This window comes from Micromonospora sp. WMMD1082 (assembly GCF_029626175.1).
In the GTDB taxonomy this organism is placed as follows: Bacteria; Actinomycetota; Actinomycetes; order Mycobacteriales; family Micromonosporaceae; genus Micromonospora.
In genome coordinates this window covers 3,556,030-3,581,434 of the sequence record NZ_JARUBM010000002.1, presented here as the reverse complement: position 1 = coordinate 3,581,434, position 25,405 = coordinate 3,556,030, and the positions used below count along the sequence as shown (strand labels likewise).

Annotated in this window: 24 protein-coding genes and 1 pseudogene; 14 read left to right on the top strand and 11 right to left on the bottom strand. The window is 67.6% G+C overall.

Features of this window, described 5'->3' with window-relative positions; all coding sequences use genetic code 11:
• Positions 1-922: 922 nt before the first annotated feature.
• Positions 923-2,167 carry an IS256 family transposase gene (locus tag O7615_RS16590; RefSeq protein WP_278176367.1) on the bottom strand — a complete coding sequence of 415 codons (1,245 nt, stop codon included), beginning with the start codon at positions 2,165-2,167 and terminating at the stop codon, positions 923-925.
• 491 nt (positions 2,168-2,658) lie between these two features.
• On the opposite strand from O7615_RS16590, the gene O7615_RS16585 reads away from it, so the two are divergent.
• The 4 genes from O7615_RS16585 to O7615_RS16570 all read left to right on the top strand — a co-directional run bounded on the left by O7615_RS16585 (position 2,659) and on the right by O7615_RS16570 (position 4,412).
• The gene (locus tag O7615_RS16585; protein WP_278178546.1) at positions 2,659-3,513 is read left to right on the top strand and encodes a helix-turn-helix transcriptional regulator; all 855 of its coding nucleotides are present in this window, start codon (positions 2,659-2,661) and stop codon (positions 3,511-3,513) included.
• A 21-nt stretch (positions 3,514-3,534) separates the two neighbouring features.
• Complete coding sequence (locus tag O7615_RS16580; protein WP_278178545.1) at positions 3,535-3,738, top strand: DUF397 domain-containing protein; 204 nt, start codon at positions 3,535-3,537, stop codon at positions 3,736-3,738.
• 43 nt (positions 3,739-3,781) lie between these two features.
• The gene (locus O7615_RS16575) at positions 3,782-4,111 is read left to right on the top strand and encodes a hypothetical protein (RefSeq protein WP_278178543.1); all 330 of its coding nucleotides are present in this window, start codon (positions 3,782-3,784) and stop codon (positions 4,109-4,111) included.
• A 115-nt stretch (positions 4,112-4,226) separates the two neighbouring features.
• Positions 4,227-4,412, top strand: coding sequence for a hypothetical protein (locus O7615_RS16570; protein ID WP_278178542.1), 186 nt, complete (start codon positions 4,227-4,229; stop codon positions 4,410-4,412).
• A gap of 167 nt (positions 4,413-4,579) precedes the next feature.
• On the opposite strand, the gene O7615_RS16565 is transcribed toward O7615_RS16570, so the two are convergent.
• Positions 4,580-5,161 (bottom strand): TetR/AcrR family transcriptional regulator, encoded by a 582-nt coding sequence (locus O7615_RS16565; RefSeq protein WP_278178540.1) that lies wholly within the window; start codon positions 5,159-5,161, stop codon positions 4,580-4,582.
• A 67-nt stretch (positions 5,162-5,228) separates the two neighbouring features.
• Between O7615_RS16565 and O7615_RS16560 the strand changes: the two genes are divergently transcribed.
• On the top strand, positions 5,229-6,266 hold the full coding sequence (locus tag O7615_RS16560; protein WP_278178539.1) for a hypothetical protein: 1,038 nt from the start codon (positions 5,229-5,231) through the stop codon (positions 6,264-6,266).
• Between the two features lie 144 nt (positions 6,267-6,410).
• Here the strand turns inward: O7615_RS16560 and O7615_RS16555 are convergent, their stop codons facing one another.
• The 5 genes from O7615_RS16555 to O7615_RS16535 form a co-directional block, all read right to left on the bottom strand.
• Complete coding sequence (locus O7615_RS16555; protein ID WP_278178538.1) at positions 6,411-7,040, bottom strand: nucleotidyltransferase family protein; 630 nt, start codon at positions 7,038-7,040, stop codon at positions 6,411-6,413.
• 61 nt (positions 7,041-7,101) lie between these two features.
• On the bottom strand, positions 7,102-7,401 hold the full coding sequence (locus tag O7615_RS16550) for a hypothetical protein (RefSeq protein ID WP_278178537.1): 300 nt from the start codon (positions 7,399-7,401) through the stop codon (positions 7,102-7,104).
• Positions 7,398-8,069, bottom strand: coding sequence for an AAA family ATPase (locus tag O7615_RS16545; RefSeq protein ID WP_278178536.1), 672 nt, complete (start codon positions 8,067-8,069; stop codon positions 7,398-7,400). Before O7615_RS16545 ends, O7615_RS16550 begins: the two co-directional genes overlap by 4 nt.
• Complete coding sequence (locus O7615_RS16540) at positions 8,066-10,063, bottom strand: ATP-binding cassette domain-containing protein (protein ID WP_278178535.1); 1,998 nt, start codon at positions 10,061-10,063, stop codon at positions 8,066-8,068. The genes O7615_RS16545 and O7615_RS16540 overlap by 4 nt, the downstream gene beginning before the upstream one ends.
• Positions 10,064-10,182: 119 nt before the next feature.
• Positions 10,183-10,656 carry an NUDIX hydrolase gene (locus O7615_RS16535; RefSeq protein WP_278178534.1) on the bottom strand — a complete coding sequence of 158 codons (474 nt, stop codon included), beginning with the start codon at positions 10,654-10,656 and terminating at the stop codon, positions 10,183-10,185.
• A 249-nt stretch (positions 10,657-10,905) separates the two neighbouring features.
• Here O7615_RS16535 and O7615_RS34335 point away from each other — a divergent pair.
• Positions 10,906-11,562: pseudogene (locus O7615_RS34335) on the top strand (helix-turn-helix transcriptional regulator); the annotation flags it as partial.
• Positions 11,563-12,191: 629 nt separating this feature from the next.
• Positions 12,192-12,854, top strand: coding sequence for a 2'-5' RNA ligase family protein (locus O7615_RS16525; RefSeq protein WP_278178532.1), 663 nt, complete (start codon positions 12,192-12,194; stop codon positions 12,852-12,854).
• Between the two features lie 248 nt (positions 12,855-13,102).
• Here the strand turns inward: O7615_RS16525 and O7615_RS16520 are convergent, their stop codons facing one another.
• A complete protein-coding gene (locus O7615_RS16520) occupies positions 13,103-13,981 on the bottom strand; it encodes a phosphotransferase (protein ID WP_278178531.1) in 879 nt (292 codons plus the stop codon).
• 481 nt (positions 13,982-14,462) lie between these two features.
• Here O7615_RS16520 and O7615_RS16515 point away from each other — a divergent pair, with 481 nt between their 5' ends.
• The 5 genes from O7615_RS16515 to O7615_RS16495 all read left to right on the top strand — a co-directional run bounded on the left by O7615_RS16515 (position 14,463) and on the right by O7615_RS16495 (position 17,500).
• Complete coding sequence (locus O7615_RS16515) at positions 14,463-14,774, top strand: hypothetical protein (RefSeq protein WP_278178530.1); 312 nt, start codon at positions 14,463-14,465, stop codon at positions 14,772-14,774.
• Positions 14,771-16,141, top strand: coding sequence for a caspase family protein (locus O7615_RS16510; protein ID WP_278178529.1), 1,371 nt, complete (start codon positions 14,771-14,773; stop codon positions 16,139-16,141). The genes O7615_RS16515 and O7615_RS16510 overlap by 4 nt, the downstream gene beginning before the upstream one ends.
• A 418-nt stretch (positions 16,142-16,559) precedes the next feature.
• Positions 16,560-16,889: a hypothetical protein gene (locus O7615_RS16505; RefSeq protein ID WP_278178528.1), complete on the top strand. Its 330-nt coding sequence runs from the start codon at positions 16,560-16,562 to the stop codon at positions 16,887-16,889.
• Positions 16,890-16,913: 24 nt separating this feature from the next.
• The gene (locus tag O7615_RS16500) at positions 16,914-17,138 is read left to right on the top strand and encodes a hypothetical protein (RefSeq protein ID WP_278178527.1); all 225 of its coding nucleotides are present in this window, start codon (positions 16,914-16,916) and stop codon (positions 17,136-17,138) included.
• An 89-nt stretch (positions 17,139-17,227) separates the two neighbouring features.
• Complete coding sequence (locus tag O7615_RS16495) at positions 17,228-17,500, top strand: hypothetical protein (RefSeq protein ID WP_278178526.1); 273 nt, start codon at positions 17,228-17,230, stop codon at positions 17,498-17,500.
• A 135-nt stretch (positions 17,501-17,635) separates the two neighbouring features.
• Here the strand turns inward: O7615_RS16495 and O7615_RS16490 are convergent, their stop codons facing one another.
• Positions 17,636-18,199: a hypothetical protein gene (locus tag O7615_RS16490; RefSeq protein ID WP_278178525.1), complete on the bottom strand. Its 564-nt coding sequence runs from the start codon at positions 18,197-18,199 to the stop codon at positions 17,636-17,638.
• Positions 18,200-18,573: 374 nt separating this feature from the next.
• Between O7615_RS16490 and O7615_RS16485 the strand changes: the two genes are divergently transcribed.
• Positions 18,574-19,080, top strand: coding sequence for a hypothetical protein (locus O7615_RS16485; RefSeq protein ID WP_278178524.1), 507 nt, complete (start codon positions 18,574-18,576; stop codon positions 19,078-19,080).
• Between the two features lie 720 nt (positions 19,081-19,800).
• Here the strand turns inward: O7615_RS16485 and O7615_RS16480 are convergent.
• The gene (locus tag O7615_RS16480; RefSeq protein WP_278178523.1) at positions 19,801-22,965 is read right to left on the bottom strand and encodes an NACHT domain-containing protein; all 3,165 of its coding nucleotides are present in this window, start codon (positions 22,963-22,965) and stop codon (positions 19,801-19,803) included.
• Positions 22,966-23,359: 394 nt separating this feature from the next.
• Between O7615_RS16480 and O7615_RS16475 the strand changes: the two genes are divergently transcribed.
• Complete coding sequence (locus tag O7615_RS16475; RefSeq protein WP_278178521.1) at positions 23,360-23,716, top strand: hypothetical protein; 357 nt, start codon at positions 23,360-23,362, stop codon at positions 23,714-23,716.
• Here O7615_RS16475 and O7615_RS16470 read toward each other — a convergent pair.
• Positions 23,698-25,344: an IS1634 family transposase gene (locus O7615_RS16470; protein ID WP_278176203.1), complete on the bottom strand. Its 1,647-nt coding sequence runs from the start codon at positions 25,342-25,344 to the stop codon at positions 23,698-23,700. The genes O7615_RS16475 and O7615_RS16470 overlap by 19 nt on opposite strands.
• Positions 25,345-25,405: the final 61 nt, after the last annotated feature.

Here is a 25,405-nt window from a genome sequence, read left to right as displayed (position 1 = left end):
ATGGCCTGAAGCCATCAATGCCGAACCCGCGGCTCTGCGGCTCCGCCGAAATCGGCGACAACGGTCGCTCAGCAGTGCGTACGGACGTTGCGGGCACGCCACTGGGGCCGACGCCACACCTTCTTGACCTTTGCCTTCGTCTTTGCCTGATCGGACATTGAACCCTCCATTCAATTGATCAACCTATATTTACCTTCCGCACTCACGGTAGTCGCGCCAGTCCGGGCTGTCTAGGTCAAGCCTTTCCTCAACCCTGGGACAAACTCCGACTCATGTTCGTCTCGGCGGCTCTCCCCCGTAGGCGACGGGTGGCAACACCGCGGCACCGATGTTTGACTGTCGAGTTTCACCCGCGCCATTCCAGCCCACGACCTCGCACTCGACCGCCAGGGTTGGGTGGCCAACTATGTGAAACGTTGTGCATTCCACAGGCCAGGTGAACCGCCTCGGTCCGGTGGCGAGTGATCAGCATCTGGGCCTCACCCGCCCTGAACTGGCGCGACCTCCGGGCGCGGTGCCATCCGTACCCCCTGCCACGGCAGGCAACAGCGGGTAGGGATCGAAGGTGTAGACCGGCCCGGTCGGCGCGGACGTGGTAGGTCGCCAAGAAAGCGGCGTTCTCCGCGACCTACCACGCCGGGTCCGGCTACGAGGCGTGGGGCAGCCCTCGACCGGACACGAGCCCGCCTCGGGTAGCGGCGGGCATGGGCAGCCGCCTTTTGGCGGCCTGTCGTCGAGGCTCTGTTCGGCAAGGCCCTCTCGACCCGGGAGGGATCAACCCCAGCCGCTTCGATGACCGTCGCCGCATCATTCCGACTGCGACAACCCGACCGTCCGTAAACGCACCGTCCGCCATCGGCCGGGCGGGTCACGTCCGCGCTGGTGGTGTAAGAGACGGCCATCGCGGGATCCCGGTCTGATGTTATGCGGCGATCGGTGCTGTTTCGGTCTGGTCGGTGTCGTGTTGGCTGGCGTCGATCGTGATCAAGCGGGCCTTGGCCAGTATTTCCAGGCCCATGTAGCGGCGGCCTTCGGTCCACTCGTCGGTCTGTTCGGCCAGGACCGCGCCGACGAGGCGGACGATCGCTGGCCGGTTGGGGAAGATCCCGACGACGTCGGTGCGGCGGCGGATCTCCTTGTTCAGCCGTTCCTGTGGGTTGTTCGACCAGATCTGGCGCCAGATCTCGCGGGGGAAGCCGGTGAAGGCCAGGAGGTCGTCGCGGGCGGCGTCGAGGTGCTCGGCCGCGGTCGGGAACTTCGCTTCGATCGTGGCCACGACCCGAGCGAACTGGGCTCGGACGGCGTCGGTGTCGGGCTGGTCGAAGATCGTGCGCACGAGGGTGGCGATCCACGGCTGCGCCGACTTGGGGACCTTCGTCAGCAGATTGCGCAGGTAGTGGGTCCGGCACCGTTGCCACGCAGCCCCGGGCAGGGCCGCGCCGATCGCGCCCACGAGCCCGCGGTGGGCGTCGGAGATGACCAGACGAACGCCGGACAGACCTCGGGCGGTCAGGCTGCGCAGAAACGCCAGCCAGCCGGCCCCATCCTCGTCGGAGGCCACGTCCAGGCCCAGCACCTCGCGCCCTCCGTCGGCGTTGACCCCGACGGCGATCAGCGCGTGAACGTTGACGGTCCGGCCGTGCTCACGGACCTTCATCGTCAACGCGTCCATCCACACGAACGTGTAGTGGGCGGCGTCCAGAGGGCGGCTACGAAACGCCTGCACCTGCGCGTCCAGATGCTGCGCCATCTCCGAGACCTGCGACTTCGACAGTTGCCGGATCCCGAGCTGCTCGACCAGCTTCTCCACCCGCCGCGTCGACACCCCCAGCAGATACGAGGTCGCCACGACCGACACCAGGGCCTGCTCCGCCCGCCGCCGGTGCGTCAACAGCCAGTCCGGGAAGTACGAACCCTGGCGCAGCTTGGGAATGGCCAAGTCAATCGTCCCGGCTCGGGTGTCCCACTCGCGCTGCCGGTAACCGTTGCGAGAGTTCACCCGCTCCTCGCTGCGCTGCCCGTAACCAGCACCGCAGACCGCGTCCGCTTCAGCGGACATCACCGCCTGCGCGAACGCCCTGATCATCGCCTGCAACACATCCGGCGACGCGCTCTCGATCTGCTCGCGCAGCAGGTCAACACGGTCCACACTCTCTGAAGCGGCCATCGCGTCCTCTCATCCTTCTCTGACTTGGTCGTCTTGAAGGATCGACGCGATGGCCGTCTCTCATCTACGCAACACGCCCATCACGGGCAAGTCGTACACCACTCCCATGGACGCAACCGCCGGGCGATGGCGCTGATTCATCCGCACCGCGAGCGCGAACCTCAGCGACGACCGCAGGCCCGACCCCACGGTGTCGGTAGCGGTGAGGCGACGTGCGGGCGAGCCGGTAGCGGCCAACGACCAGATCATTTGCTCCCCTCCACCCCCTGCCAGGACCCACGAATGCCCTCACTTCGGCATTGACCGGCGCCGTGGCAGATCAACACGCTGGCCCAGCCAGTCGCTATCAGTGGCGTCGATGCCACTCAGCATGAACGGCATCTGACCGTTTGGCAAGATGCTGTTTCGTAAGTGCCGAAGGGCTTCTTGCCACCGGGTCTCGGCGCACGGCAAACTCACAAGTCCAGCCATCCTCGGGAGGGATTGTCCTCATGGCCGCGTCCACGAGTCCCACGCTGCGGCGACGGCGCCTCGCCAGCGAACTGCGACGCCTGCGCGAGCAGGCCAGGCTCACCTGCGACGAGGTCGGAGAGCGGCTCGGTTGCACCGGCAGCCGCATCAGCCGGATCGAGAAGGGCCGTCTCGGCATCCGTCCCGGCGACGTCCACGAACTCCTCGACGTCTACGGAGTCACCGAGCCGCTGCGCGGCCAGCTGCTCCAACTCGCCCGCGACGCACGCAAGCGCGGATGGTGGCAGGTGTACAATGACGTGCTGACCGACGAGATGAAGACCTTCGTCGGCCTCGAAACCGACGCGACATCGATCATGAACTACGAGGCCCACTACATCCCCGGGCTGCTACAGACCGAGGCGTACGCCCGGGAACTGTTCCTCGCCTGGCGGCCCAGTGTCACCACTGAGACGGTGGAGAAGCTGACCAAGGTCCGGATGGCCCGGCAAACGGTTCTCAGCAGCGCCGACCGACCCACGTTGTGGGCGGTGCTTGATGAGGCCGTACTTCAGCGAACGGTCGGCGGACCGGGCGTCATGCGCGAACAACTCCATCACCTGCTCACGCTGAGTGAACACGGCATGGTCACGATCCAGATCGTTCCGTTCCGCTCCGGCGCCTACCACCCGCTGGGAAGCAGCTTCATCCTGTTCGAGTTCCCCGACCCGCGGGACCAGCCCGTCGTCTACATGGAGAACCTTGCCGGCGGGCTGTATTTGGAGCAACCCGCCGAAGTAGCGCAATGTATCGTTGGATTCAACCACCTCCGCGCGAACGCACTACCCGACCACGACTCGGCCGCGCTCATCGCGCAGGTGGCCAAGAGCCTGTAGCGAACGAGAGGAAGGCGCGGGATGAGCCCCGACCTGACCAGCGCCATCTGGCGAAAGAGCACCAAGAGTAACGGCCAGAACGCCTGCGTCGAGGTCACCACAGTCGACCGCGCCGTAGCTGTCCGCGACTCCAAAGACCCCACCGGTCCAGTCCTCCTCTTCAACCACCCGGACTGGGCCCGCTTCATCGCCACCACCACGCAGCGCCACACCGACTTCGCCTGACGGCAACCCGGCACCGATACGGCTCCTCCTGCAGGAACTCGCCGTGATCGCCGCGAACCCCACCGACGGCGCACCCCAACCGCTGCTCGACCGGGCCGCCACGATCGCCGACCTCTACCACCGGCACCTGCCGCTGACGAGCGCCGAACGGCGGGCGCTGCCTGCCTACACCGGTGCCGCAGCCGCCATGGAACTCCCCGGCACGCTGTACGCCCGGCACATCGACGGCGACGACCGCGACGAAACCACATACCTGATCGAGCTCGGCACCGCCGTGACGCGCCGGCCTGACCCTCTACAGAGTCATCCGCGAGCTGCAACAACTCCTCGCGACCTTGACCGGCGCCTGCCCTCACCTGCCAGCAACCCGTGAAACCACTACACCGCAACAAACGCTATCGAACCTGACAAACACTAATAGGGCGGTTGCGTGTCCGGGTGTCGGCCGAGGTTGGATTGATGGCCAGCGGGTACCCCGGTGGGTGCACGTGTGGATCACGCCGCCCGACCGGGAGGGGCGCCGCTGGCGGCTGGAGATCTGGCCGGACGCTCGAGTCCGCGTCTACGCGCTGTCCGGCCGATGGGTGTCCTCCGCGCCCCAGCGTGAGCCCCGAGATATCGGCGCCTGGATGCTGAACCGGAACATCGACCCCGACCACCTGCAACCCGGATGACCACAGGTCGGCCGCCGACCGGCCAGCGGCACCATGCTGTCTCACGGCTTTGCCGATGTCAGGGCGGTTGATCTTGGCTCTGGCGGGCGGACGCAAGGGCCGGATCGCGCGGAACATGTTTCCGCCGGGCGTCGAGTGGCGGGTGGTCGCGTTCGGCGTGGGGGTGTTCAGGCGTGGCCGCGGACGAGCGGCATGAAGACCTCGTCGACGATTTCGATCAGTACGTCGTCGGGGACCGAGGGGATGCCGCGCATCGCGTACTCGGCTCGTAGCAGCATCATCGGCGTCGTTGCGACGCGTGGATGGGCGGCCGTCGGTGGGGCCTCGCCGCGTGCTACGGCGTGTTCGAGGATGGTCAGCCAGGCGCGGTCCATGGTGTCCGCGCCCGACCGTTCGTGCATGAGGGCGAGCAGCGCCGGGTCATCCGCCGCGGCCGCCAGCAGGCCGCGTAGGACCGCTCCGTGCGGCGAGGACCACGTCTCGTTCGCTCGCCGCAGCATCTCGATCGCGTCGCCCCGCAGCGTGCCCGTGTCGGGGTTGGGCATCACGGCGTCGGAGAGGTGGCGGTACGCCGCGATGCCCAGCGCCGCCCGGTGCGGCCACCGGCGGTAGATGGCGTTCTTGTTGGTCCCGGCGCGGGCGGCGACCCGATCCATGGTCATCGACGCGTAGCCGGACTCGCGTAGTTCCTCCGCCGCCGCGCGCAGGATCGCCCGTTCCAGCTCCTCGCCTCGGCGTCTGGTGCCCATGTCCTATAGGGTACTGCACGTACCCTATAGGGTACGTGCAGTACCCTACGGATGAGGAGAGCTTCCCATGCGCGTATTTGGCATGAACTACGACACCGGCTTCGTGAGCGCCGGTTCCACCACGCACGAGCCGTTCGACCCCGAGACCGTGCGGCGCGACCTGCGCGTCATCCGTGACGAGCTGCACTGCGACGCGGTGCGCATCACCGGCGGTGTCCAGGACCGGCTGGAGCTGGCCGCAGGGCTGGCCGCCGAGGCCGGCCTTGAGGTGTGGTATTGCCCGTTCACCAACGGCCTGGACCGCGACGGGCTCATGGCGTTCGTGCTCGACGGCGCCGAGCGGGCCGAGCGTCTACGGCGCAGCGGCGCCTCGGTCGTGTACCTCACGGGCTCCGAGATCTCCATGTTCACCGACGGCTTCCTGCCCGGACGTGACCTGGCAGAGCGGATGGCGCTGCTCACCGATCCGATGCGGATGCGGGAGGCGGTGCCGGCCGCGCGCGCCGCGGTACGCGACTTCTTCGCCGAGGCGGTGCCCGCGGTGCGAGAACGGTTCGGTGGGCCCGTCGGCTACGCGTCGATCCCGCTGGAGGATGTCGACTGGGCGCTGTTCGACATCATCGCCAGCGACGCCGGCTACCGCGACGCGACCAACGCCGCAGCGTTCCCGCAAACCCTCGCGGTGGCGGTGGGGCAGGGCAAGCCGTACGCCGCGACTGAGTTCGGCTGCTGCACGTTCCGCGGCGCGGCCGACGTCGCGGGAGGGGCGGAGCCGGTGACGTACGACGAGCACGGCCGCGCCGCGAAACTCACCGCGAAGCTGGAACGTGACGAGCAGGGCCAGGCCCGCTACGTCATGGACCTGCTGCGCGACTACGAGACCGGAGGGGCGGAGGCGGCGTTCGTATACACGTTCGCGAACCGGCACCTACCGACCACCGGTGACCCGGAGCACGACTACGACCTGGCCGCGCGCGGGATCGTGCGGGTGCTGCCAGACGGCTCGTGGACGCCGAAGGCCGCGTTCCACGCCCTGGCCGAATACGGCCGCACGCGCACTCAGACCCTCGCGGAGCAGTCGCGCGATCTCACCGGCACCGCTTGATCACGCTCCTGCTCATGCCGCATACAACGTGCCCGCTCTCGACGGCTCGTCACGACGCGTAAGCCGTCGGCGCCAGTAACAGTTCGGAATCGGGGAGAGAACCATCGCGTTGAAGAACAGGGCGGTCAGGCCGCGGTGGCCCGGTCACCGGCCCTGGCCGCTCGTGCCGGGGGTGGTGATGATGCGGACGCCGGGCCACCGCTGCGCCGGGTGGTGCCGGGCGAGGCGCTGCTGGGAGATCTGCTCGCTGACCCGGGCCGGGTTGCGCCGCCACACACCGTCGAGGAGATCGTCCAGGCCGTGCGGGGCGCACACCGCGATGTGCTGGTCGGGGTCGAGGCGGATCGCGACGGCGGTGGCGTACTCCGGCCAGGTCGCGACCGCCTCGGCGATGCTGCGCAACGCGGTGACGGGTGGGCCGCCGAACCGCTGGGGATACCAGGTGTGGACGGCGGCCTGGTTTTTCGCCTCCCACGGCAGGTCGGCGTCCAGTGCGGTCAGGCGGGCGGTGGCCCGCTGGTCGTTGTCGCGGCTGAGGTCGGCCGGGTCGAAGAACGCCACGTCGATGTCCCGTACTGCCTGCAGGTCGAACCCTCGGCCGTAGCGGTGTCCCCAGACCAGGTCGCGTAGGACACCGGCGCCGATCCACGCGTCCGGTAGCCGCGAGGTGCGCACCACGGCCAGCGCCCGCATCAGCCATGGACTGGAGCGCACCACCTCGCGGAGCTCGTCGCGGCGCCCGGGTGCCGCCCTGCCACCGGGTGGGGCCGTCATGACCGGTCCCTGACGGTGCGCTGGTGGTGTAGCTGCTGGGCGAGGCAGTCGCTCAGCGAGGTCACGTGCGGCACGCCCGGATTGCCGGTAGCACAGCCGGCACGGCGCGGGTGGCGTAGCGCGTCGATGAACACTGCTGCGGGCACACCGGCGTGCAGGCCGGTGGTGATCGCGGTGGACGGGGCGTCGGTAGCCCGGCGAGCATAGCGCCGTGCATGCCGGCTCGCAGGTCGACGTAGGTGAGCCGGCCGCCGGGTTCGGCGGCGGTCGCCAGCCGCCCCGAGACGCCGGTGAGCATGAACTGACTGGTCACCCCGGTGGCGCGTCGCGTCGTCGGTGGACGTGGCGGTGACGGGCTCATCGGGCTGCTCCTCCTTCGCGCCGTACGCCTGGGTTTGTGGCCAGGGGATCCACTGGCACTGTCACCGCAGTCGCGATTGTCTGGTCGGACTCGCGGGCGCAGTGTCGGCAGCGCCGTGGGCAGGGCGTCCGCGGTGTCGCGGTGGTGAGGCCGCTGGCGTGCAGGATCGTGGTGACGGTCTGGGCGAAGGTGCTGGTCTCGGCGATGACCGTTTCACCGGGGACGCCGAGCAGGTCGCGGTGTGCGTACCACCGGCGCATCTCCTGCGGGGTGACGGCAACGGGTTCGGCCCGGGTGTGGTGGCGGCGGACGGTCTCGTCGAAGGTGACGTCGAGGTAGAACACGGCGACCGGGCCGGCGTGGTGGTTGATGAGTTGGTGTAGCACGGTGGCGTAGCGTTCGGTGTGCAGGATGCCTTCGCAGATGACGTGGTAGCCGAGGTCGAGGGCGGTGCGGGCGGTTGCGGTGATGAACGCCGGGGCCACGGGGTCGATGTCGGCGCTGTCGTGTTCCCTGAGGAGGGTCCTGCGCAGGTAGTCCTGCTCCAGCAGGGCCGCCCCGCGCCCGAAGCGGCGCCGTACCTCGCGGGCGGCGGTCGTCTTCCCGCTGCCGGAGTTGCCCCGAATGATCACCAACGTAGGGGAGTCCGGGGTGTGCGATGTCGTCATGGCGTGTTCTTTCCAGCGGTGGCGGTGGCGGTGGCGCTCTGGCGGGGCTGCGGTGCGGCGGGCAAACTGCTTGCGTACCCGGCGGCCTGGAGGGAGAACAGGTCGGCGTAGCGGCCACCTGCGGCCATGAGCTGGTCGTGGGTGCCCTGCTCGACGAGGTGGCCGTGGTGCAGGACGTAGATGCGGTCGGCGTGGCGGACGTTGGCCAGCCGGTGGGTGATGAGGATGGTGATGCGCTGTCCCTGCCGGTCGCGGATGGCCTGGAAGAGGGCGTCTTCGGCGCGGGGGTCGAGGGCGGAGGACGGTTCGTCCATGATGAGCACGTCGGCGTCGCGCAGGAAACCGCGGGCGGCGGTGATGCGTTGCCACTGGCCGCCGGAGAGGTCCTGGCCGCCGGCGAAGGTGCGGTCGAGCAGCGTCTCGTATCCGTGCGGCAGCCCGCTGATCATGTCGTTGGCGACGGCCCGGCTGGCGGCCGCCTCGATCCGGTCCTGGGCGGGTGTGGTGGTGATGTCGCCGATGGCGATGTTCGTGGCGGCGGTGAACGGCCACTTGTGGTACTCCTGCGTGACCACGGCGATGCGCTCCCGCAGCGCGTCGATGTCCCAGTCGTCTGTGGGCCGGCCGTTGAAGCGGATGACACCGTCGGTGGGGGTGCGCAGGGTGGCGATCATGGCGGCGAGGGTGGACTTGCCGGAGCCGTTCTCCCCGACGAACGCCACCGTCTGCCCCGCTCCGATGGTCAGGGTGACGTGGTCGACGGCGGCGCTGTCGCGGTCGGGATAGCGGAGGCTGACGCTGTCGACGGTGATGGTTCGTAGCCGCTGCGGCTCGGTGCTGTGCGCGGCGAGGGTGCGGGGTGGCGGGAGGTAGTCGGCGGCGCGGGTCATGAAGCCGGTGTAGTCGCGGAAGTGTTGCCCTTCGGTGTAGACGCGATCGATCTGGAAAGTCACCACGGACAGGGACCGCTGCGCGGCCTGCACGGCGATGACGCAGGTCGCGGCGGCGGCGAGGGGGATCTGCCCGTTGATGAGCAGCAGGCCGAGCAGGACGTAGACGACGGCGGTGGCGATCCCGCCGATCATCGCGCCGACGGTGGTGGTCGTGGTGACCCGGCGGGCGAGGGCGAGTTGGATGCCGGTCTCGACGCCCATGACGCGGTCGTACTGGTCGAGCAGGAAGCGACGCAGGCCGTAGGAGCGCAGTTCGGGGGCGGAGTCGCGCTCGGCCATCAGCCGGTGCAGCAGCCACAACCGGCGGCGCCGTACGCTTCCGGCGGCGTAGGTCTGGTAGCGCAGGTGCCCGGCGCGCAGCGACGCCCACCCGTTCGGCACGGTCGCCACCAGCAGGGCGAGCAGCAGCAGTGGGTGAACCACGACAACGGCGATGGCGACGGCGAGGACGCCGGTGACGCCGGCGAGCAGGTTCATCGACGCCTGTACCAGCGCGGTGGTGGAGTCCGCGCCACGGGACGCGCGTTCCATGTCGTCGGCGAACGCGTCGGCGTCGAACGCCTCCAACCGTACGGCGGTGGTCACCTCGAACAGGCCGCGTTCGACCTCCCGGTCCACCTTCGGGGTGAGCCCGTTCTGCGCGTAGCCCATCGCAGCGGTCATGCCGGCGCGCAGCGCGGTCACCGCCGCCAACGCTGCCAGGGCGGGCAACGCGGCGATCACCTTGTCGGAGGTCGGGCCGCCGGCGAACAGCTCGACCAGCACCCGTTGCGCGGCGAGGAGCCCGAACGCCGCCATGACTCCCGCGCCGACCGTGGTGCCCGCCACCACCGACGTGCGGGTCCGGTCGGCACGCCAGCTGACCACGAGCGCGGCCCACACCAGTCGCGGCAACTCGGTGAACACCGCGAACAGGCCGGCCTGCGCCCGGGCCCGCACGCCAGTCTCCCACCACATCTCCCGCAACTCCGGCAACACCGAATCCCCGTGCGATACGGCGGACCGCTTCTGTTCCGGATCGAGGCGCTCGGCTGTGGGCATGGTGGTACCTCCCGAAGGTGCGCAGGGTTCAGTGCGGGGTGTCGATGGCAGACGGCAGGGGCGGGCAGGTCTCGCCCCGCGGTAACGCCGGCTGAGTGCCGGCGGCTATCGGGACAGCGTCAGGTGAGCCGGACGCCGTTCTCGAGGTAGTAGGTGGATCCGGTGGCGCGGGCGTGCCGCGCCTGGGTGATCCGGCGGGCCAGCAGCGGCGGTAGCCGCTGGGCGGTCTGAGCCGTGTCCGACCAGGCCCAGCCCGTCAACTCCGCCGGTGGCACCACGATCTCCGTGTCGGTGCCGAGGGTGCCGCCGTCGTAGATGACCATGACACCGTCGCTGCGGCCGTCGGTGGCGGGTACCCAGTCCACGACGAGCAGCCGCCCCGGTGTCAGCTCCAGCCCGAGTTCCTCCCGGACCTCGCGGATCGCGGCCCGATACGGCGACTCGTCGGCCTCGACGCACCCACCGGGGACCTCCCAGCCCACCTTGTAGGCGGGTTCGACGAGCAGGACCCGCTGGTCGGGGTCGGTGATCAGCAGCCCGGCGGCCACCCGTTTGTGGGGCAGGCCGGCGGCATCGTGTCGTCCGGGAGGCATGCGCAGACGGTAGGACGCCGGCCGTCCGACACGCCCGCCGCGACGCGCGCCAACAATGTTGGCAATCGCTGCCGACATCACGCCGACCGCGACAACCGGCTCCTTCCCGACCACCGGCAGTGGCGCGGTGACCTGGGCGTTCACCACACCGGATGGCCGGGCGGGTTGTCGGCGGCGGCCGGAAAGTTGTCGCAGCGGTCGGCTACGGTGTCCGCTCATCGTGACCGCAGCGACCCGGGGATGGCAGCGATGGGCGACCGTGACGAGATCCCCACCGCTCGCCGCGAACTGGGCCGCCACCTCGCCCACCTCCGCAACGCCGCGGGCCACACCCAACACAGCCTCGCCCGGCTCGTGCGGTACTCGCGCAGCTCGATCGCGAACATCGAGACCGGCCGGCAACACCCCGGGCGGCCGTTCTGGGTCTCCTGCGACCAGGCGCTGCGCACCGGTGGTGTGCTGACCGCCGAGTACGACCGCCTCGCCGACCTGGACCACCACCACCGGCCCGCCCGCACCGGCCACGCCCCGGACGCCGCAGCCGTGTGGTGGGAGGACGAGGATCGCATCACCGCCCGGCGCCTCGCCCTCACCACCGTGGACGACGACGCGCAGCTGGTACACCTGGAGCACGAGGTGCAGCGGGCGATCGCGGACAACGAGCGCTGCCCGCCGGCTGTCCTGGTGGCCCGGCTGCGTCCGCTGCGGGTGTGTGTCGACCAGCTGATGGGCGCCCGGCAGCACCCGCCGCACCGCGCCCGCCTCTACACCGCCGCCGCGCACCTGGCCGGACTCCTCGCCGCCCTCGCCGTGGACCTGCGCGCCTTTCCGCTGGCGCACGCCTACGCCGCCGAAGCCTTCGACCTCGCCGACGCCGTCGGGCAACCCGACACGCAGGCCTGGGCCCGCGCCACGCAGAGCCTCGTGGCGTTCTACGCTGGCGACCACCGCGACGCGCTCGCCTACGCCGAGGACGGTCTGCGCCGCGCCGGTACCAGCCCGCACCGCATCCGCCTCACCGTCAACGGGCAGGCTCGGGCCGCCGCCCGCCTCGGCGACCGGTACACCGTCGACCGCGCCGTCGACCGCGCGTGCCGCCTGCTGGCCGAGCACCCGTCGGACGGGCAGGTCAGCACCAGCCTCACCCTCGGCCCGTACTGCCCCACCCGGACACGGGCCAACGCCGCGACCGCCTACCTGGCGCTCGGTCGCCCCGCCGCGGTCACCGAGCATCTCGCTACCGCCATCGCCGTATTCGACGCGGAGGGGCTACGCGGGCCGCAGGCACTGAGCCGCCTCGACCTGGCCACCGCACACCTGCACGCCGGTGACCCCGACCGCGCCGCCGAGCTGGCGTTGCGGGCGCTGCGCCTCACCGCCGAGCACCGCTTCGCATCGGTGTACCAGCGCACCCGCGAGTTCCTCACCGCCGCCCGACCCTTCGGCCGCCACCCGGGGTTGCGGGACGTCGCGGACCTGCTCGCCGACCGCACGCCACCGGGCTCGCGCACCGTGCCGGGCCTACCATCGTCGACATGAGCCGGGAACAGCAGAGCCTGCGTCAGCGCTGGACCGCCTACCAGGACCTGCCCGTACTCACCGAGCACTGGTACTGGCGCCCCGGTTGGCACGCCGGCCGCCGCCACTACACCTGGCACCTCACCTTCGACCACCAGCGGCACCTGCATCACCTCGTGACCGGCCTTCAGCAGCATCTCGCCCTGCCCGGGCTGGACCTGGTACCCGTCGACGGCCTGCACCTGACCATGCAAGGACTGGGCTTCACCGACGACGTCAGCGACGACGACGTTGACGCGATCGTCGCCGAAGCCCAGCGGCGATGCGCCGGCCTGCCGCCGCTGGAGTTGACCCTGGGCCCGGTCGACCCCGACGCCGAAGGCATCGGTCTGCTCGTCGCGCCCTGGGAACCCGTCGAACAGGCCCGGGCCGCGATCCGGGACGCGATCGCCGCGGTGTGGCCCACCGTCCCCGAACCCGCCACCGGGTTCCGGCCGCACGTCACCATCGCCTACAGCGGCGCACCCGCACCCACCGCACCCATCCGCGCCCGCCTCGCCGACCTGCGCCACCTACCCCCGGCAAGAGCGACGATCAGCGCGGCGACCCTGATCGCACTACGCCGAGAGCACCGCGTCTACGGCTGGACGACGGTGGCGACAGCGCCCCTGCATGGATGAGGCGACCGGCCACTGCCGAACGGGCTTCCCACGCTCGCGGGACAGGCACGCCGCAGCAGAGATGGCACTGCCGTAGGGCCCGACGATGAGGGCTGGCCGCCCGTCACCCGGTGACCTGGCCCGCAGGCGCGTCGAATGTCCGCGCCAGCGAGGCTCGGCTACCGTCCGCGACGGGGCACACCCGCTGCCCACGCGCTCGGTGCTCCTTCAACGCGCCCGTTCGGCGGCATGTGAGTGCGCCGCCGCTGTTACGGATTGACGGTGTTCTGCCCATTGCTATCGCGGGTTGCGCAGCGGTGTCGTAGCCACTGGGTTGCGGCTGTTGCGAGGCGGAGTTTCTCCTCAGCGATGGCTTGCAGCCCGGTGGGCATCGGTGCCAGTGCGCCCGCCATGAGGAAGCCGGCATGCGCAGTGAGGATCGCGTCGAAGCAAGCCGGCGGGCAGTTCAGAGCCGGCAAGGCTGCGTGAAGGTACGGTTGGGGATCGATGCCGTCGGCTGCCACGCCGGTCAGCAGCGCGATGAGGTCGATGACGGGGGCACCGAGCCGGGAGTGCGGCCAGTCGACGAACATCACGCGGTCACCGCTGAGCAGGACGTTGTGTGGGTACAGGTCGCAGTGCACGAGTGAGTTGCCCTGTGCCGCGTGCAGCCCTTGCTGCTCGATCGCGGTCAGTCGATCGAGGTGGTGCGACGCCCAAGTCGAGACGGTGTGCAGCCGGGCGATGCTGGACGGATCGAGGGCGAGGTCAGCCCAGCCGCCGAGCCGCGGATGGTCGCGCGGTAGCGCGATCGGTGACGGTGTGGCCGCCTGCGCGAAGGCGACTGCCTGCGTAACGACGCGCCGGATCTGCTCCGCCGTCCAGGGTCGCCCCGGTGCAACACCGTCCACATGCTCGAAAACCAGAATGACCCACCGGCCGTCGTCGTGCGTGTTCAGGAGTCGCGGTACGGGCAGGCCCGCTGGTAGCCGCCCGGCCACTCCAGCCTCGGCGCGGTAATGCGACGCCTCGACCGGCCACAGCTGTGCGTCCACTGCCTTGACGAAGGCTCGGTGACCACCGCGCAGGGTGAGCCGGGAGGCGAAGCCGGGCGAGAAGCCGCCGGCACAACTCTCGGTGAACGCCACAGCGCCACCCAGCAGACCTTCGATACACCCTCGGACCGACGCCGGCAGTTCGGCCCAGCGGGGTCGTTTCCTACTCGCGAACAAGGCCGTACTCCTCAACTGTGAGCAAAGGAACTCATCACCGGCCGAGACGAACCTCCGGCCAACAACCGGGTAGACACCAACGCGTTCAGCGTCGGCCACGTCAACGCCCGGGCAACGCCTGGCGACTGCCGAAGACAACGATGCTCCGTAGCAAGCAGTTCGCGGCATGACAGCGAGCAGGTAGGCGGAGATCATTGCGATATCCCTTTGTCGAGAGGGCATATTCACGCTTGACGTTCGGACTCAGCTTTCCTCCGAGTGGCTGAGGCGCTTGCCGCTCCGGATCGCTAGTGTCGCGGTTGCCCCGCGTCCTCGCTGGTTGACCGAATTGAGGCTCTTGATGGCTCAGGTGAAGATGTCTCTCTCGGTGGCTTGCCCTGGCCTGGACGCTGCCGGCGTGGCGTCGCTGGCCACTGAGTTGCGACGAGAGGTTCTTGACGCTGACGTTGACGGCGCTGAACCGGCGACGGCTGGTAAGGCTCCGGCTGGCGCCAAGTCCGATGCCTTGGTCGCCATCGGTGTGCTGGCCGTCACGCTGGCGCCCACGGTGCTGGAGAGCTTGATGGTTGTCATCGCATCATGGCTGAGTCGCCAGCCGGACGACGTGGTGATTGAGATCGACGGCAGCCGTTTCCAGGGTCGCGTGTCCAAGGAACAGCGCGACAAGCTTGTAACCGCATATCTGCGTCGGGTGGACAACGCATCGTGACAGAAGCGCTTCGGCGACGCAGAGCGTTGCTGGTTGGCTGCGGCACCTTCACCGACTCCTCCCTGGCGCAGCTCCGGTCGCCGCGTCGTGATGTCGAGGAGCTGGGCCGGGTCTTGCAGGAGGTTGGGTACAGCCAGGTATCAGCAGAGATCGACTGCAACGCTCGTGACGCGCAGCGGGCTGTGGAGGCATTTCTTTCGCAGGCCCGCGTCGATGATGCAATGAATATTATTTACTTTTCTTCCCATGGTCTGCCGGATAGGCGGGGCAAGCTTTACTTCGCTTTTTCCGATACTGAGAAGCAGTATCTGAGTGCGACTGCTGTGGCGGCAGAATGGGTACGTGACCGGATCTACGAGAGCCGTTCGAAGTCTACTGTTGTGCTAGTTGACTGTTGCTTCAGTGGTGGCTTCATTGCGGGAATGCAGGCGCGATCGAGTGCCGAGGCCGATGTTGAAGTGCTCGTCCGGGGTTTACCGGAGGGCAGCGGGGTTGCGGTACTGACCGCTTCCGGCGAGCGGGAAACCAGCTTCGAGGACGTCGACTCGTCGGTGGTACGACCGTCTTACTTCACTGAGGCGGTGGTGGTCGGCATCGGGACCGGTGCTGCGGATCTGAATCGCGATAGCCGGATCACGGTTGATGAGTTGTACGAGTACGTCTACCACCACGTGGTCAGCGGGCCGTCGCCACAACGTCCACGCAAACTCGGGATGGGCGAGGGATCGATGGTCGTGGCCGAAAGGACCATCCTCCCTGTGCCAGTCGCGCAGGCAGAGTTGCCGCTCGAAGCCTGCGCTCCGGTGCTTCAGGCGCGAGGCGTCCTCGGCTACGCGGCGTTCGATGGCCAGTGGGTCGTCATCGGAAAGGACGGAATCGGCCATGTGCTCAAGGGCGAACGGCGATTGCACGTCAGTCAACTCGCCGGAGTGGCGTTCAAGCCGGCAACGACCTTGAACTACGGTTACCTGCAGGTAATCCAGAAGGGCGTTCAGCCGATACCTATCAGCCGATTCGGGCCGAACGCCGGACGACCGCCGATGGACGACGGCGCCTCGGTCTCTTTCGCCAGAGCTGTGAACGATGAGATGCAACAGATCCGGGAGGCGATCGAGGCGGCCATCGGCGGCCCGCAGGGCGGCGTGCGGACACCACCGCACAAGAAGCCTGCTTGGGCGTCGCTCGGTCGTGGCCTGCTCTGGGCCCTGGGGTTCGTGGCCGCGCTTCTTGAAGTGATTGTGGTGGCCGCAACGGTCACAGAAAGTTGGGACAGTCAAAGTGCCGGGACGGCTATTGCGGCGAACCTACTTTCTGGCTTCGCCGTCTTCGCGGTCGGCCGGGTGCTCTACGTCAACCACCGTCGGTAAGACGTCATCGCCCATCGGGCCTAAGCACTGCGGCCGGACGGTCCACAATGTCGTTGAGCCCATGCGTATCTCAGCGGCGAACCGCTGGGTGGCGTCGGCCAGTCCCATTCCATCGCCCTGGCCGGTGGTTTCAAGCCTGGTGGTCCCCCGCGCGGGTTGCGCTCGCGGCCACCTTCGCCGGCCTGAGGCTTGACTGACCGCCGTCCCCCTCGGTCCAGCTTCCGCTCATCGGCTACGTGCTGAAGTTGACGACCAACACCACCGTCACCGACAGTGACGATCGATTCGCGGCATGAGCGAGCATCCAATAGCTGGATACCATGCGCATGTGTTGGGGTTGCGTCAGCCGCCGACGGGTTTGAGTAGACGGGCCCGCTCGTTCGTCAGCGTTCTTGGAGTTTGGCTCGACGTGGCGCCGGTGAGTCAGTTTCGAGGCGCGTGGCAGGAGGCGCAGATTCCTGACGAGGTCATCGACCGCGCCGAGGGATATCGGGCACGGTGTGGTGGCCTTGTCCTGCCGTCCGCGCCGGGCATGCCCGAGGATGCCGCGGGCCCGAGGATGCTCAGCGTGGACACGCCGGAGTGGGAAGACACGTTTGCTCCCCCGGGGTGGTTTTTCGAGGCCGGGCCGCAACGCACCGCTGTGCCGTATGCGTTCCTGATCGGTCCGGACGGCACGTTCGGTATCGCCGGGGGCGACGATGGGCAGTGGGTCCCGTTGCATCGCAGCATCGAAGGCTGGGTTTAGGCGCTGGCTTTGGCGTATGCGGCGATGGACGTCGCGGACACGGTCACCAGGCTGACCGGTTCGGCCGTCGACCAACTCGACCTGACCGCCATGCAACCGATCGCAGAGGTTGGTGGCATCACGAACGGCTGGTGGTACCGGCCGGGCCTGCTCGCTGCCGTGTACTCGGGCGAGGCGGAGCTGTTCGCGCGGCCGTCCTACCGCACCGCCTACCTGTACGCCGGCAACATCGATGAGCAGTGGTTGTAACGCCTCTACCACATCGGCACGTGGGTGGGGATCGGGTGAGCACCATCAGCGGCATGTCAGCGTGGCCCGCCGTTCCTACGATCCACGGTGTGGAAGACACGTCGTGGATCGCAGGAACGGCTGCGGCGCTGGTCCTTGCCGCCCTTGTGCTGGCCGCACTGCTTCTACGGCGGCGGGCGTTACGGCGGACGAGCAGCCGGGGCGAATCCGACACGATGCGCGCAGCTCGGCGCGCCATTCGCCAGAGCGTCGACAACCGGCGTCGTCGAGGTCGCGGCAGCATCCGCGGCCAGGGGTACGGCGGGGACGACAACCGGGCCTACGACGCCGGCGTCACGAGCGACACCGGCGGCATGCCATAACCCTGCTGCGCTGACCGCCCCGGCCACGGCTGGAACGAGACGAGCTGCGTCCCTAGATGCGGCAAATCCGTGCGTTGTTGCGGTGATCGACTGGGCGAGGCGTCCTCGATGTCGAGTCGAATGACTCGTCGCGTCTCAGGCGTTGGCGGGGTGGTACTCCAAGCCGTCGGCGCGGGGCATCAGGACCGCGGCATACCGCTGATCGCCGCTGATACCGCGGTCCTCATCGACTTCGAAACCGATGAGTGCGCGGTGGAACGGCACCGTGTCGTATACGGCGATCGCGACGTCGGCCAGCCACCGGTCGAGCGTGCTACGCCACGTCAACGATTCCACGCCGCTGGATTCGTCGAAGGGGTAGCCGCCGATGCGGCGGTCGACTCGGGCCAACGCGCCCAGCGGTAGGTAAAGCTCCAAGGTATCCAGGCCCTCGTACCGGGACAGGAAACCACCGCAGACGACGCGCGCGCCCGAGGGCAGCGTCAGCGTCCCGCGCAAGTGACCATGTGCGTGGAGGGCAGCCACGCCAAGCTCGACCGCCGCGAACCCGGACCCGTCGGCCCGACGCACATGGCAGCCCTGAACGCCGACAGCGCGCCAGAGGGACCGTAGGGCCCGGTCGACGTTGTCATCGTCAGCTGCGCCGAGAACCAGGCAGAGTTCGTAGAAGCCGCCCGTCCAGTTCTCGTCGTCGTTCATGTCGTCCGCGCTCCTCACCGCAACACGATCGCCGATTCAGCCGCAGACGTCACCCTGGTTCCTGCCGCACGCGTCGCGGCAGATCCGGGCGCCAGGAGGCGATGTGACCGGCTGACTCGGTATGGGAGGGACCAGCCGATGTCCATGGATGACGAGCTGGCGGAGGCCCGGGATGATCGTGTTCGCGGTCGCGTCAGTGCCGTTTCGTGGGGACCCCTGTCTCTCAGGGCCCCTCGGTAGCGACCAGCGTCACGATGTTAGGACCTGACCGGGCAATGAATCCCCCATCGGAGGGCCGGGGTCCGTCGTGCCTGGCAAAGTCCTGAGTACGCGGACGGATGCACGGTGGCGGGCACCGATGTTTCTCTGAGGCCATGCCACGAGACACCGATGCCACCCGACGGACCTTCGCTTCGGATCGAGGCACGGCGACAGTCGGGCTGCTGGCCTGCCTCGCTGTGCTGTCATCGGCTGGTTGCGCTTCCGCCCATAACCGTGCCCGTGAGCAGGTGCTGCAGCGGGCGAGGCAGATCGCCCACGAGACCGAGCCGTGGGCCACCGACTCGCACAACTTAGAGGGCTGGAAGAGCAACGAATCGGTACTCAGCCGGTTGGTCCTCCAGACAGGTGGCACGCAGCTCACGTCCGTGGTTCACAACTCCGATGAGCACGGGGTTGGTCTACTGGCCACGGTCGAGGTCGTGATGACGGGCGCGGCCTCTGGCGGTTGGTTGAGTGGGCAAGACGTCCACTACAACATCTGCGTGCGTTTCGTGATCAGCCGGGAGATCACCGGGCCGCGCGAGATCACTCCGACCACGATCCAGTGCCCACCCACGGTGTCCGCTACTGCGTCACCCGGTGACGCCTACGACAACTGACACCGCGAACTCAGGTGAGGAAGCCGAGACCGAGCCCGACGACCGACCGGTACGTCGCCAGAGACAGGGCGTTGCAGCGAGGTACGCCCGGCCAGCGGCAAGCACACGGCTTGCGAACTCGCGCCAGACCCGTGATGAGGCTGCCCGGAGCTTCAACAAACGGCGTAGACAAGGCGTCCATGTCACCACAGCGCCCAACGCAGTGCCCCGCGCTCGATCTGCGGCATGTGCGGACACCCATTACGCGCTTGGAAGCCGGCCTGCCCAACGCGCGGCGTCGGTACCGCGTGTCGCGGACCCCCAGGGGGGCAGCACCGTTTGAGTCGGCCCCCCGGCCTCCCCCGAACGGGAAGGCCACTGATGTTGAGTGGGCTTTCGAACCGGGCCGGCCGGGCCCACCGGTCCACTCCAGTCGAGCCGGGTCTCGGCAGATCCCGGATACTGGCTGGCGGGTGGAACGCGGGCTGAGCGAAGCTCAGGTGTGATCGTTATTCAGGGGGTTCGTGTGCGGTGGCCGGCTCCTGCACGGGGCGCTGGCGCGAATGCGCGTCGTGGCCTCGACTAAGCGGTTACATAGTCGTAGAGCCTCTGCCGTTCGACGACGAAGACGAAGATCCTGAGTACGGCCGGTTGGACGGCCGAAGCCGGTGCCACCCCGCGCCGGCGTCGCACGCATGCCGCCACACACCCGGGTAGCAGGGGGTTCCTGGGAGGGCGTGGTCACTCCTTGATCGTGACCTCGCCGACGCTACCCAGATGGTCTTGGCTGGAATCTCGCTGCCTGTTCAGTGCGGGCTGGGCATGTTTGGTATTCAATGCCAGTTCGCTGCGCTCGCTGATCAGCCGCGCGAGTTCATCGAGAGTCTCTTCCGACATGTAGCCTGTTGATGGTCGGGCCCATCGGTTCCATCGCAGATTGGTGAGCTGGCGATGCCAGAAAGGCAGTGAAGTGGCTTCGGTTCGGCGGCGTGCGGCAAGCAGGATTAGCTCATCGAAGATAAGCATACTTTCGGCCGTACAGTCGATGCGTTGTCGACGGATCATGTCCACCAGGAGCCGCAGACCTCTGTCGGAGCGCAACCGTGCAATCATCTGGTCCAACGTTTGAGCGTCTATAACGCTTTGGGGAGGAGTGGCCAAGAGATATCGCCGGTCGCCCCGCTCGCGAATCATATAGATGGTGATGATCATCGCCCCCAGTACGCCTGTCAGGCAATATAAGATCCAAGTTACAACGATGGCGGCACGAGGATGAGAAGTTTCCAGCCACAACGAAGCCTTGAGGCTTAAGGTCAAGCCGGCAACCATCGCCACCACCCGCCCGATCGTTTCAATCCGCTGGCGCCATCCGATCCGAGGAGACGTCATTACTGCGGCCGGCATAAACGCCAGCGGCAGGAAGGGCCAGAAGAAGATTCGGGCGTCGATTCCCCAGGCAACTGCTGCGACCGCAGTTAGAGGCCAGACCACTGCATAAAATGACGCGACCAAAAATAGCAGCCCCCAGATCCAGGGTCCTTCCCCCGACTTAGGTGTTCCCGATGGCGTGTCGAGGGCTATCCCGATCCCAAGGAGCACCGCCACCAGTCTGACTGCACTCTGAAAGAGTGCATCACCGGCCCAAGTATTCGCTGGCGCGGTCCTCGCGTAAGCTCTCTCCAGTCCAATGCCGGCGCCCCAGAAAGCGCCGACAATGCTGATGCTGGTCAACCATCCGGTCGCCCAGCCGATCCGTCCACCGGAGCCCTGGAAGATCGCGCCGGAGACGAAGACGAGGGTGACGAGTAGGCCGGTCACCACCGGGTTCCATCGAAGCAGGCGTGCTGCGCGTAGCTCCGAGAGGGGCTCGTTCAGCCGAGACAACTGTGCGCGGACAGTGGGCCAGTCGAACAGCAGGTGCCCTTGCGCGGCCTGGTTGATCATCGCCATTCGCATGTGGCGACCGAGTCTTGGCGGCAGGGTCGGCAGCCGCCCGGCATACCGGTAGGCCGCACCCCGCAGCAGCGCGCTCTTCGACGCGAATGACTCTTCGAGGATCTCCTCGGCCGCCGAAGGTTCGGCGAGAAGTGTAGCCTGCACGGTCCACAGTTGGTAGTGGCGACGACGAGTGGCCCAAGCGGCACGTAGCAGAGTCGTGACTGTCGCCCGCAGTGAATCAGGCACATTTTCCGGCCGTCCGGCGAGACCGGTGTCGAGGAGATCCAGCAAGTGGAGGCTGTTGGGCGGCCACTCGGAGGTCGGTGGCTCGTTGGGACTTGTTGTCACAGGGCTGCTCGCTGCTCCAGCCGTCTCGGCCCTGCGTGTCAGTATTCGGCCGGCTGCGGACACCATCACCGCCACCGCCTCGCCTGCTTGGGTTTGCAGCATGGCGACGGCGGTTTCGCGCCAGCGGCCGTCAAGAAGCAACGTCTCGATGGGTATCCGGTCCGGCTCCCGGATGACCACGCAGGTAGCAAAGTACTCCTGGAATCGGCGGTGGGCAAAGGTGAAGGGACGCCGGTAGTCCGAGCGCGAACCCTCTGGAGCTTGGGCAAGCTTGACGTATTCCAACGCGTCGAGCAGCCGGTCCAGCCGCACCGGGTTGATTAGCTGGCCGGCGATATGCCTGCCGTCCAGTAGTCTGGCCACCTCCGCCCGTGATGGGCTCAGTCCGATGCCGGACTCAGCGGTAAGGTGAAACGCGATCTCCTCGGCGACCAGTCGCAATTCGTTCGGATCAACCGCGTAGCGCCGCAGAAGCCGTTCCTGGTCCCGTTCGAGCCGATTTTGGACAAAGGTCTCGAAGATGGTGTGAGACGCGGTGGGAAAGGAGCCCGTTGTCCTGACGTGCTCGCACAACAGGCCGAGGAGCATCGGGTTTCCGGACAATCGTGTCACCATCGGGTCGGCGCTGGCTAGCGCCCCGTGCACTTGGGCCTCGGCGGCCGCCGCCAGGTCAGCCTTGCGAATCAGCTCCCGCTTCTGCCGTTCCGTGAGGCGCTGGACAGTGAATCGAGGCCAGCCGAACCGACGTGGTCCCTTAAACTCGCGAGAGGCGACTACACCCGCGCTGATATTCATCCCATGCAGGAAGTCGTATAGGGCATCCGCATACAGGCCCACCGTCGCGTCAAGTTCCGTGGCAGTAAGGACCTCCGGGATCTCATCGAAAGAATCGAAGAGGAACAACCATGTGCCGTCGCGCATACCTGGGGTGAACTCGTCGGAGAGGAACTGCTCGACATCACGGCTGTTGGCCTTGTTAAGCTGATCCAGCACATAAGTTCGGATAGTCCCGGCGTCCAGCCTACTGTCGATGGGTCGCAGTTCCTTCAGGTTCACATACAAGGGGATTCGGCTGTCTAGTCTCGGCCGGCGCATCGCCCGCGTGGCCAGCGCCCTAGCAGCATTGCGTAGCGCCACACTCTTCCCCGACCCGGGCTCACCTTGCAGAATGACCAGCCGCTCATTACTGCGTTGCAGGGCGCGGGACAACGACTTCTCCCGTCTGAGGTCGTTGCGCCTGCTGTAAGCCCAGCGAGGCAGGAAACGACTCCGACCGCCCTCCATCTCCACTTCGGCCTCAAGCCGAGCGAAGCGATGGTCGCGCCACTCCTCCTTTTCGTCCAGCCGACGCAACTGGCTCTCAATGTGATCGGCAAACAGTGCACGCCGACGCGCCCGCCGGGGATCACGGCGACGGTCGAGCCATCCCTTGGCGTAGCGGACGGCGGCAGTCGCCCCCCGCACTATCGGTGCCAACGAAAGGAGCATCCCCGCGACGATCAACGCGGCGAACAGCCACGGAGCCCACGCCGGATGCTCCAGTCCCATCCAGGACAGAAAAGTTAGGAAATACTGGTAAAGGTTGGCAGAACCACCGGGATCGGGACCGGTCTGACCCATATCTTCGGAACCTTTCGGCGACAAGCGATGCTCACGCTACCGGTTCGACGATGACGTGGGAGAGTCGGCAAGTAGACACACGACCGCGAGATTGTAGGATCACCGCGCCAGGTTTAGCTCCCGACTGCCCAGCCACTTCCCAAGACACGCTCGCAAGAGTGCCGAGCGAGGCGCTGACACATCCGCAGCGAAGGGCGCCGCGCGACTGACACGAACGGATGGGCTAGATCGTCGACGCGGGCGACCAGCGCAGTTTGCTCGAAGCCGAGCATGATCCAGCGCCCTCAACTCGGCAGGACCGGACACTGCATGCCGTCACGCACCGTGACGCCCGGTCTGCGGCAGATCCGGATATCGGGTGGTGTGCCGAGCGGCTGATGAGTGATGGTGAGGCGTGATCACCATCCAGCGGGTTCGTGTTCGGTGGAGCGCGGCCGGGCGTGGGGCGCTACAGGCGAATGCTCGCCGTGGTTTGGACCGCCCGGTCGTGCTGGCTGCGGCGCTGCCGGCAGGCGACCTGGTCATCCATGTGGTGCTGGCTGATGAGGCGGGCGGCTACATGCGGCACGACGAGATACGCGCCGGCAGCGCCGGGCTGGCCCGTGACTGCGGCTTGTGGCTCAGCCTCGACGATGCGGCGATGATCGTCGAGCGGTTGCCGGGCTGGGGCGGCATTCCCGCGTCAGCCTGGACCTGCCCGCTCAGCCCTGCGGTCTCCTGTCCTGAGTTTGGTCATTTCGTTAGTGCCTGAGGTCCGCTCGGCGTGAGGGCGTTGATGATGGCTTGCTGGTCGGGGTCGATTTGGGGTGGGAACGTCTGGGTGGCGTTGTTGATCGCGAGGGTCGCGGATCGTAGTGGGCGTAGTTGACGGAGGACGTTGCGGATCGCGAGTCCGGTGCGGTTCTGGACTTCGCGGGTGACGGCCAGGGCGGTGAAGACGATGGTCAGGTGTGCCTCGATGGCGTCTTTGGTGTGGTGGAACATGGGTCGGGCGGCGAGGTCGGTTTTGGACATGCGGAAGGACTGCTCGACGTGCCACAGGTCGTGGTAGTTGGAGATCACGTTGCTGGGGCTCATCACGTGGTGGCCGATGTTGGTGACGTAGCCCTTGAGCCCGACGAGTTTGCGTGCTCTGGCCAGTGACGCTTCGTCGAGGGTGCGGGTGTTGCCGTTGATGGTGACGAACCTCGGGGTTCGGGTCGTCTTCTCTCCGGCGATGACGGCTCGTGCCTTTGCCTCTTGGGCGTTGAGGGTCTTGTTGTCCCGGACAGCGCGGGTGGCTGAGTAGGCCCACACCGCCCGCCACGAGGATGTATGGGTTCGTGGGTTCCACACCGGTTCGGCTTTGAGGGCGGGGTCGTTGTCGCGGTTGGTGCCGGTGCGGGGGGTGATCGTGTCGATGATCTGCCCGTCGGTGAAGTAGTCCCCGTGCCAGCGGTAGTGGGACTCCAGGTCGATCGGCGCTTTGGTGGTGCGGGAGCCGACGATGAAGCCGAGGCCGGCCTCGTCGAGTTCGCGTAGGTTGGTCGCCGAGAGCATGCCGGCGTCGGCGACGATGACCATGCCGGTGATCTGGTGGCGGGCCTGGAACTGGCGGATGACCGGCAGCAACGTCAGCGTCTCGGCCTTGTTGCCGGCGAAGCAGCCGATCTCCAACGGGAACCCGTGCCGGTCGACGAGCAGCCCGACGACGATCTGCGGGTCTACGCGTCGTTCCTTGGAGTATCCGACCTTGCGCAGGTCGTCCTCCTTGTCGGCCTCGAAGTACAACGTGGTCACGTCGTACAGGCACAGGCTGACATCGCCGCTGCTCATGGCGTGGGCGAAGCACAACTGCGCGATCTGGTCGCGGTATGCGCCTGTGTGGGCGCGGGTCAGGGTGCGGCGCATCGTCTTCTCGCTGGCCGGCTTACAACCCAGGTCGGTCAGCACCCGGCCGGTGTCTCGGATCGAGGTCGGCTCCACGATCCGCGCGATCACCAGGTCCCGGAAGACCCTGTCACCCACCGCGTCGAACCCCAGGGCTGTGAACACCGAGGCCAGCACGTCGTACAGCACCCGCGACGCCGTCGACACCACCCGCGGCGCGGCGACCGCCGCTGGCCCACGCTCCGGTGAACCGTCGGCGTCCAACAGCGCCGCGTCACCGGCCGGGCCGACCAACGTCGCCCTCGGCGCGACCGGCTCGATACCGAGCTCGAACTCACCCTGCCCGGGATCGGCGAGAAGCTCGCGGGCCCGCGACAACAGCAGCCCCAACTCAGCCTCGGTACGCGCCGAGCCCACATGAGCAACGATCCGCCGACGCCCGCCAACGGACTCGGCGATCTGCACCGCCGTCGCGCCCGAAGCCGTCCGCACCCGCCGAATCCACGCCACGAACCCGAGCGTAAGACACCAATTAGTGCCTCAGAAACATCCCACCAGCACCCAACACCCC

Excerpts from the sequence above, each read along its gene's own strand:
- O7615_RS16590 (WP_278176367.1), bottom strand. The coding sequence starts at position 2,167 with ATGGCCGCTTCAGAGAGTGTGGACCGTGTTGACCTGCTGCGCGAGCAG.
- O7615_RS16585 (WP_278178546.1), top strand. The coding sequence starts at position 2,659 with ATGGCCGCGTCCACGAGTCCCACGCTGCGGCGACGGCGCCTCGCCAGC.
- O7615_RS16580 (WP_278178545.1), top strand. The coding sequence starts at position 3,535 with ATGAGCCCCGACCTGACCAGCGCCATCTGGCGAAAGAGCACCAAGAGT.
- O7615_RS16565 (WP_278178540.1), bottom strand. The coding sequence starts at position 5,161 with ATGGGCACCAGACGCCGAGGCGAGGAGCTGGAACGGGCGATCCTGCGC.
- O7615_RS16560 (WP_278178539.1), top strand. The coding sequence starts at position 5,229 with ATGCGCGTATTTGGCATGAACTACGACACCGGCTTCGTGAGCGCCGGT.
- O7615_RS16555 (WP_278178538.1), bottom strand. The coding sequence starts at position 7,040 with ATGACGGCCCCACCCGGTGGCAGGGCGGCACCCGGGCGCCGCGACGAG.
- O7615_RS16550 (WP_278178537.1), bottom strand. The coding sequence starts at position 7,401 with ATGAGCCCGTCACCGCCACGTCCACCGACGACGCGACGCGCCACCGGG.
- O7615_RS16545 (WP_278178536.1), bottom strand. The coding sequence starts at position 8,069 with ATGACGACATCGCACACCCCGGACTCCCCTACGTTGGTGATCATTCGG.
- O7615_RS16540 (WP_278178535.1), bottom strand. The coding sequence starts at position 10,063 with ATGCCCACAGCCGAGCGCCTCGATCCGGAACAGAAGCGGTCCGCCGTA.
- O7615_RS16535 (WP_278178534.1), bottom strand. The coding sequence starts at position 10,656 with ATGCCTCCCGGACGACACGATGCCGCCGGCCTGCCCCACAAACGGGTG.
- O7615_RS16525 (WP_278178532.1), top strand. The coding sequence starts at position 12,192 with ATGAGCCGGGAACAGCAGAGCCTGCGTCAGCGCTGGACCGCCTACCAG.
- O7615_RS16500 (WP_278178527.1), top strand. The coding sequence starts at position 16,914 with ATGGACGTCGCGGACACGGTCACCAGGCTGACCGGTTCGGCCGTCGAC.
- O7615_RS16490 (WP_278178525.1), bottom strand. The coding sequence starts at position 18,199 with ATGAACGACGACGAGAACTGGACGGGCGGCTTCTACGAACTCTGCCTG.
- O7615_RS16485 (WP_278178524.1), top strand. The coding sequence starts at position 18,574 with ATGCCACGAGACACCGATGCCACCCGACGGACCTTCGCTTCGGATCGA.
- O7615_RS16480 (WP_278178523.1), bottom strand. The coding sequence starts at position 22,965 with ATGGGTCAGACCGGTCCCGATCCCGGTGGTTCTGCCAACCTTTACCAG.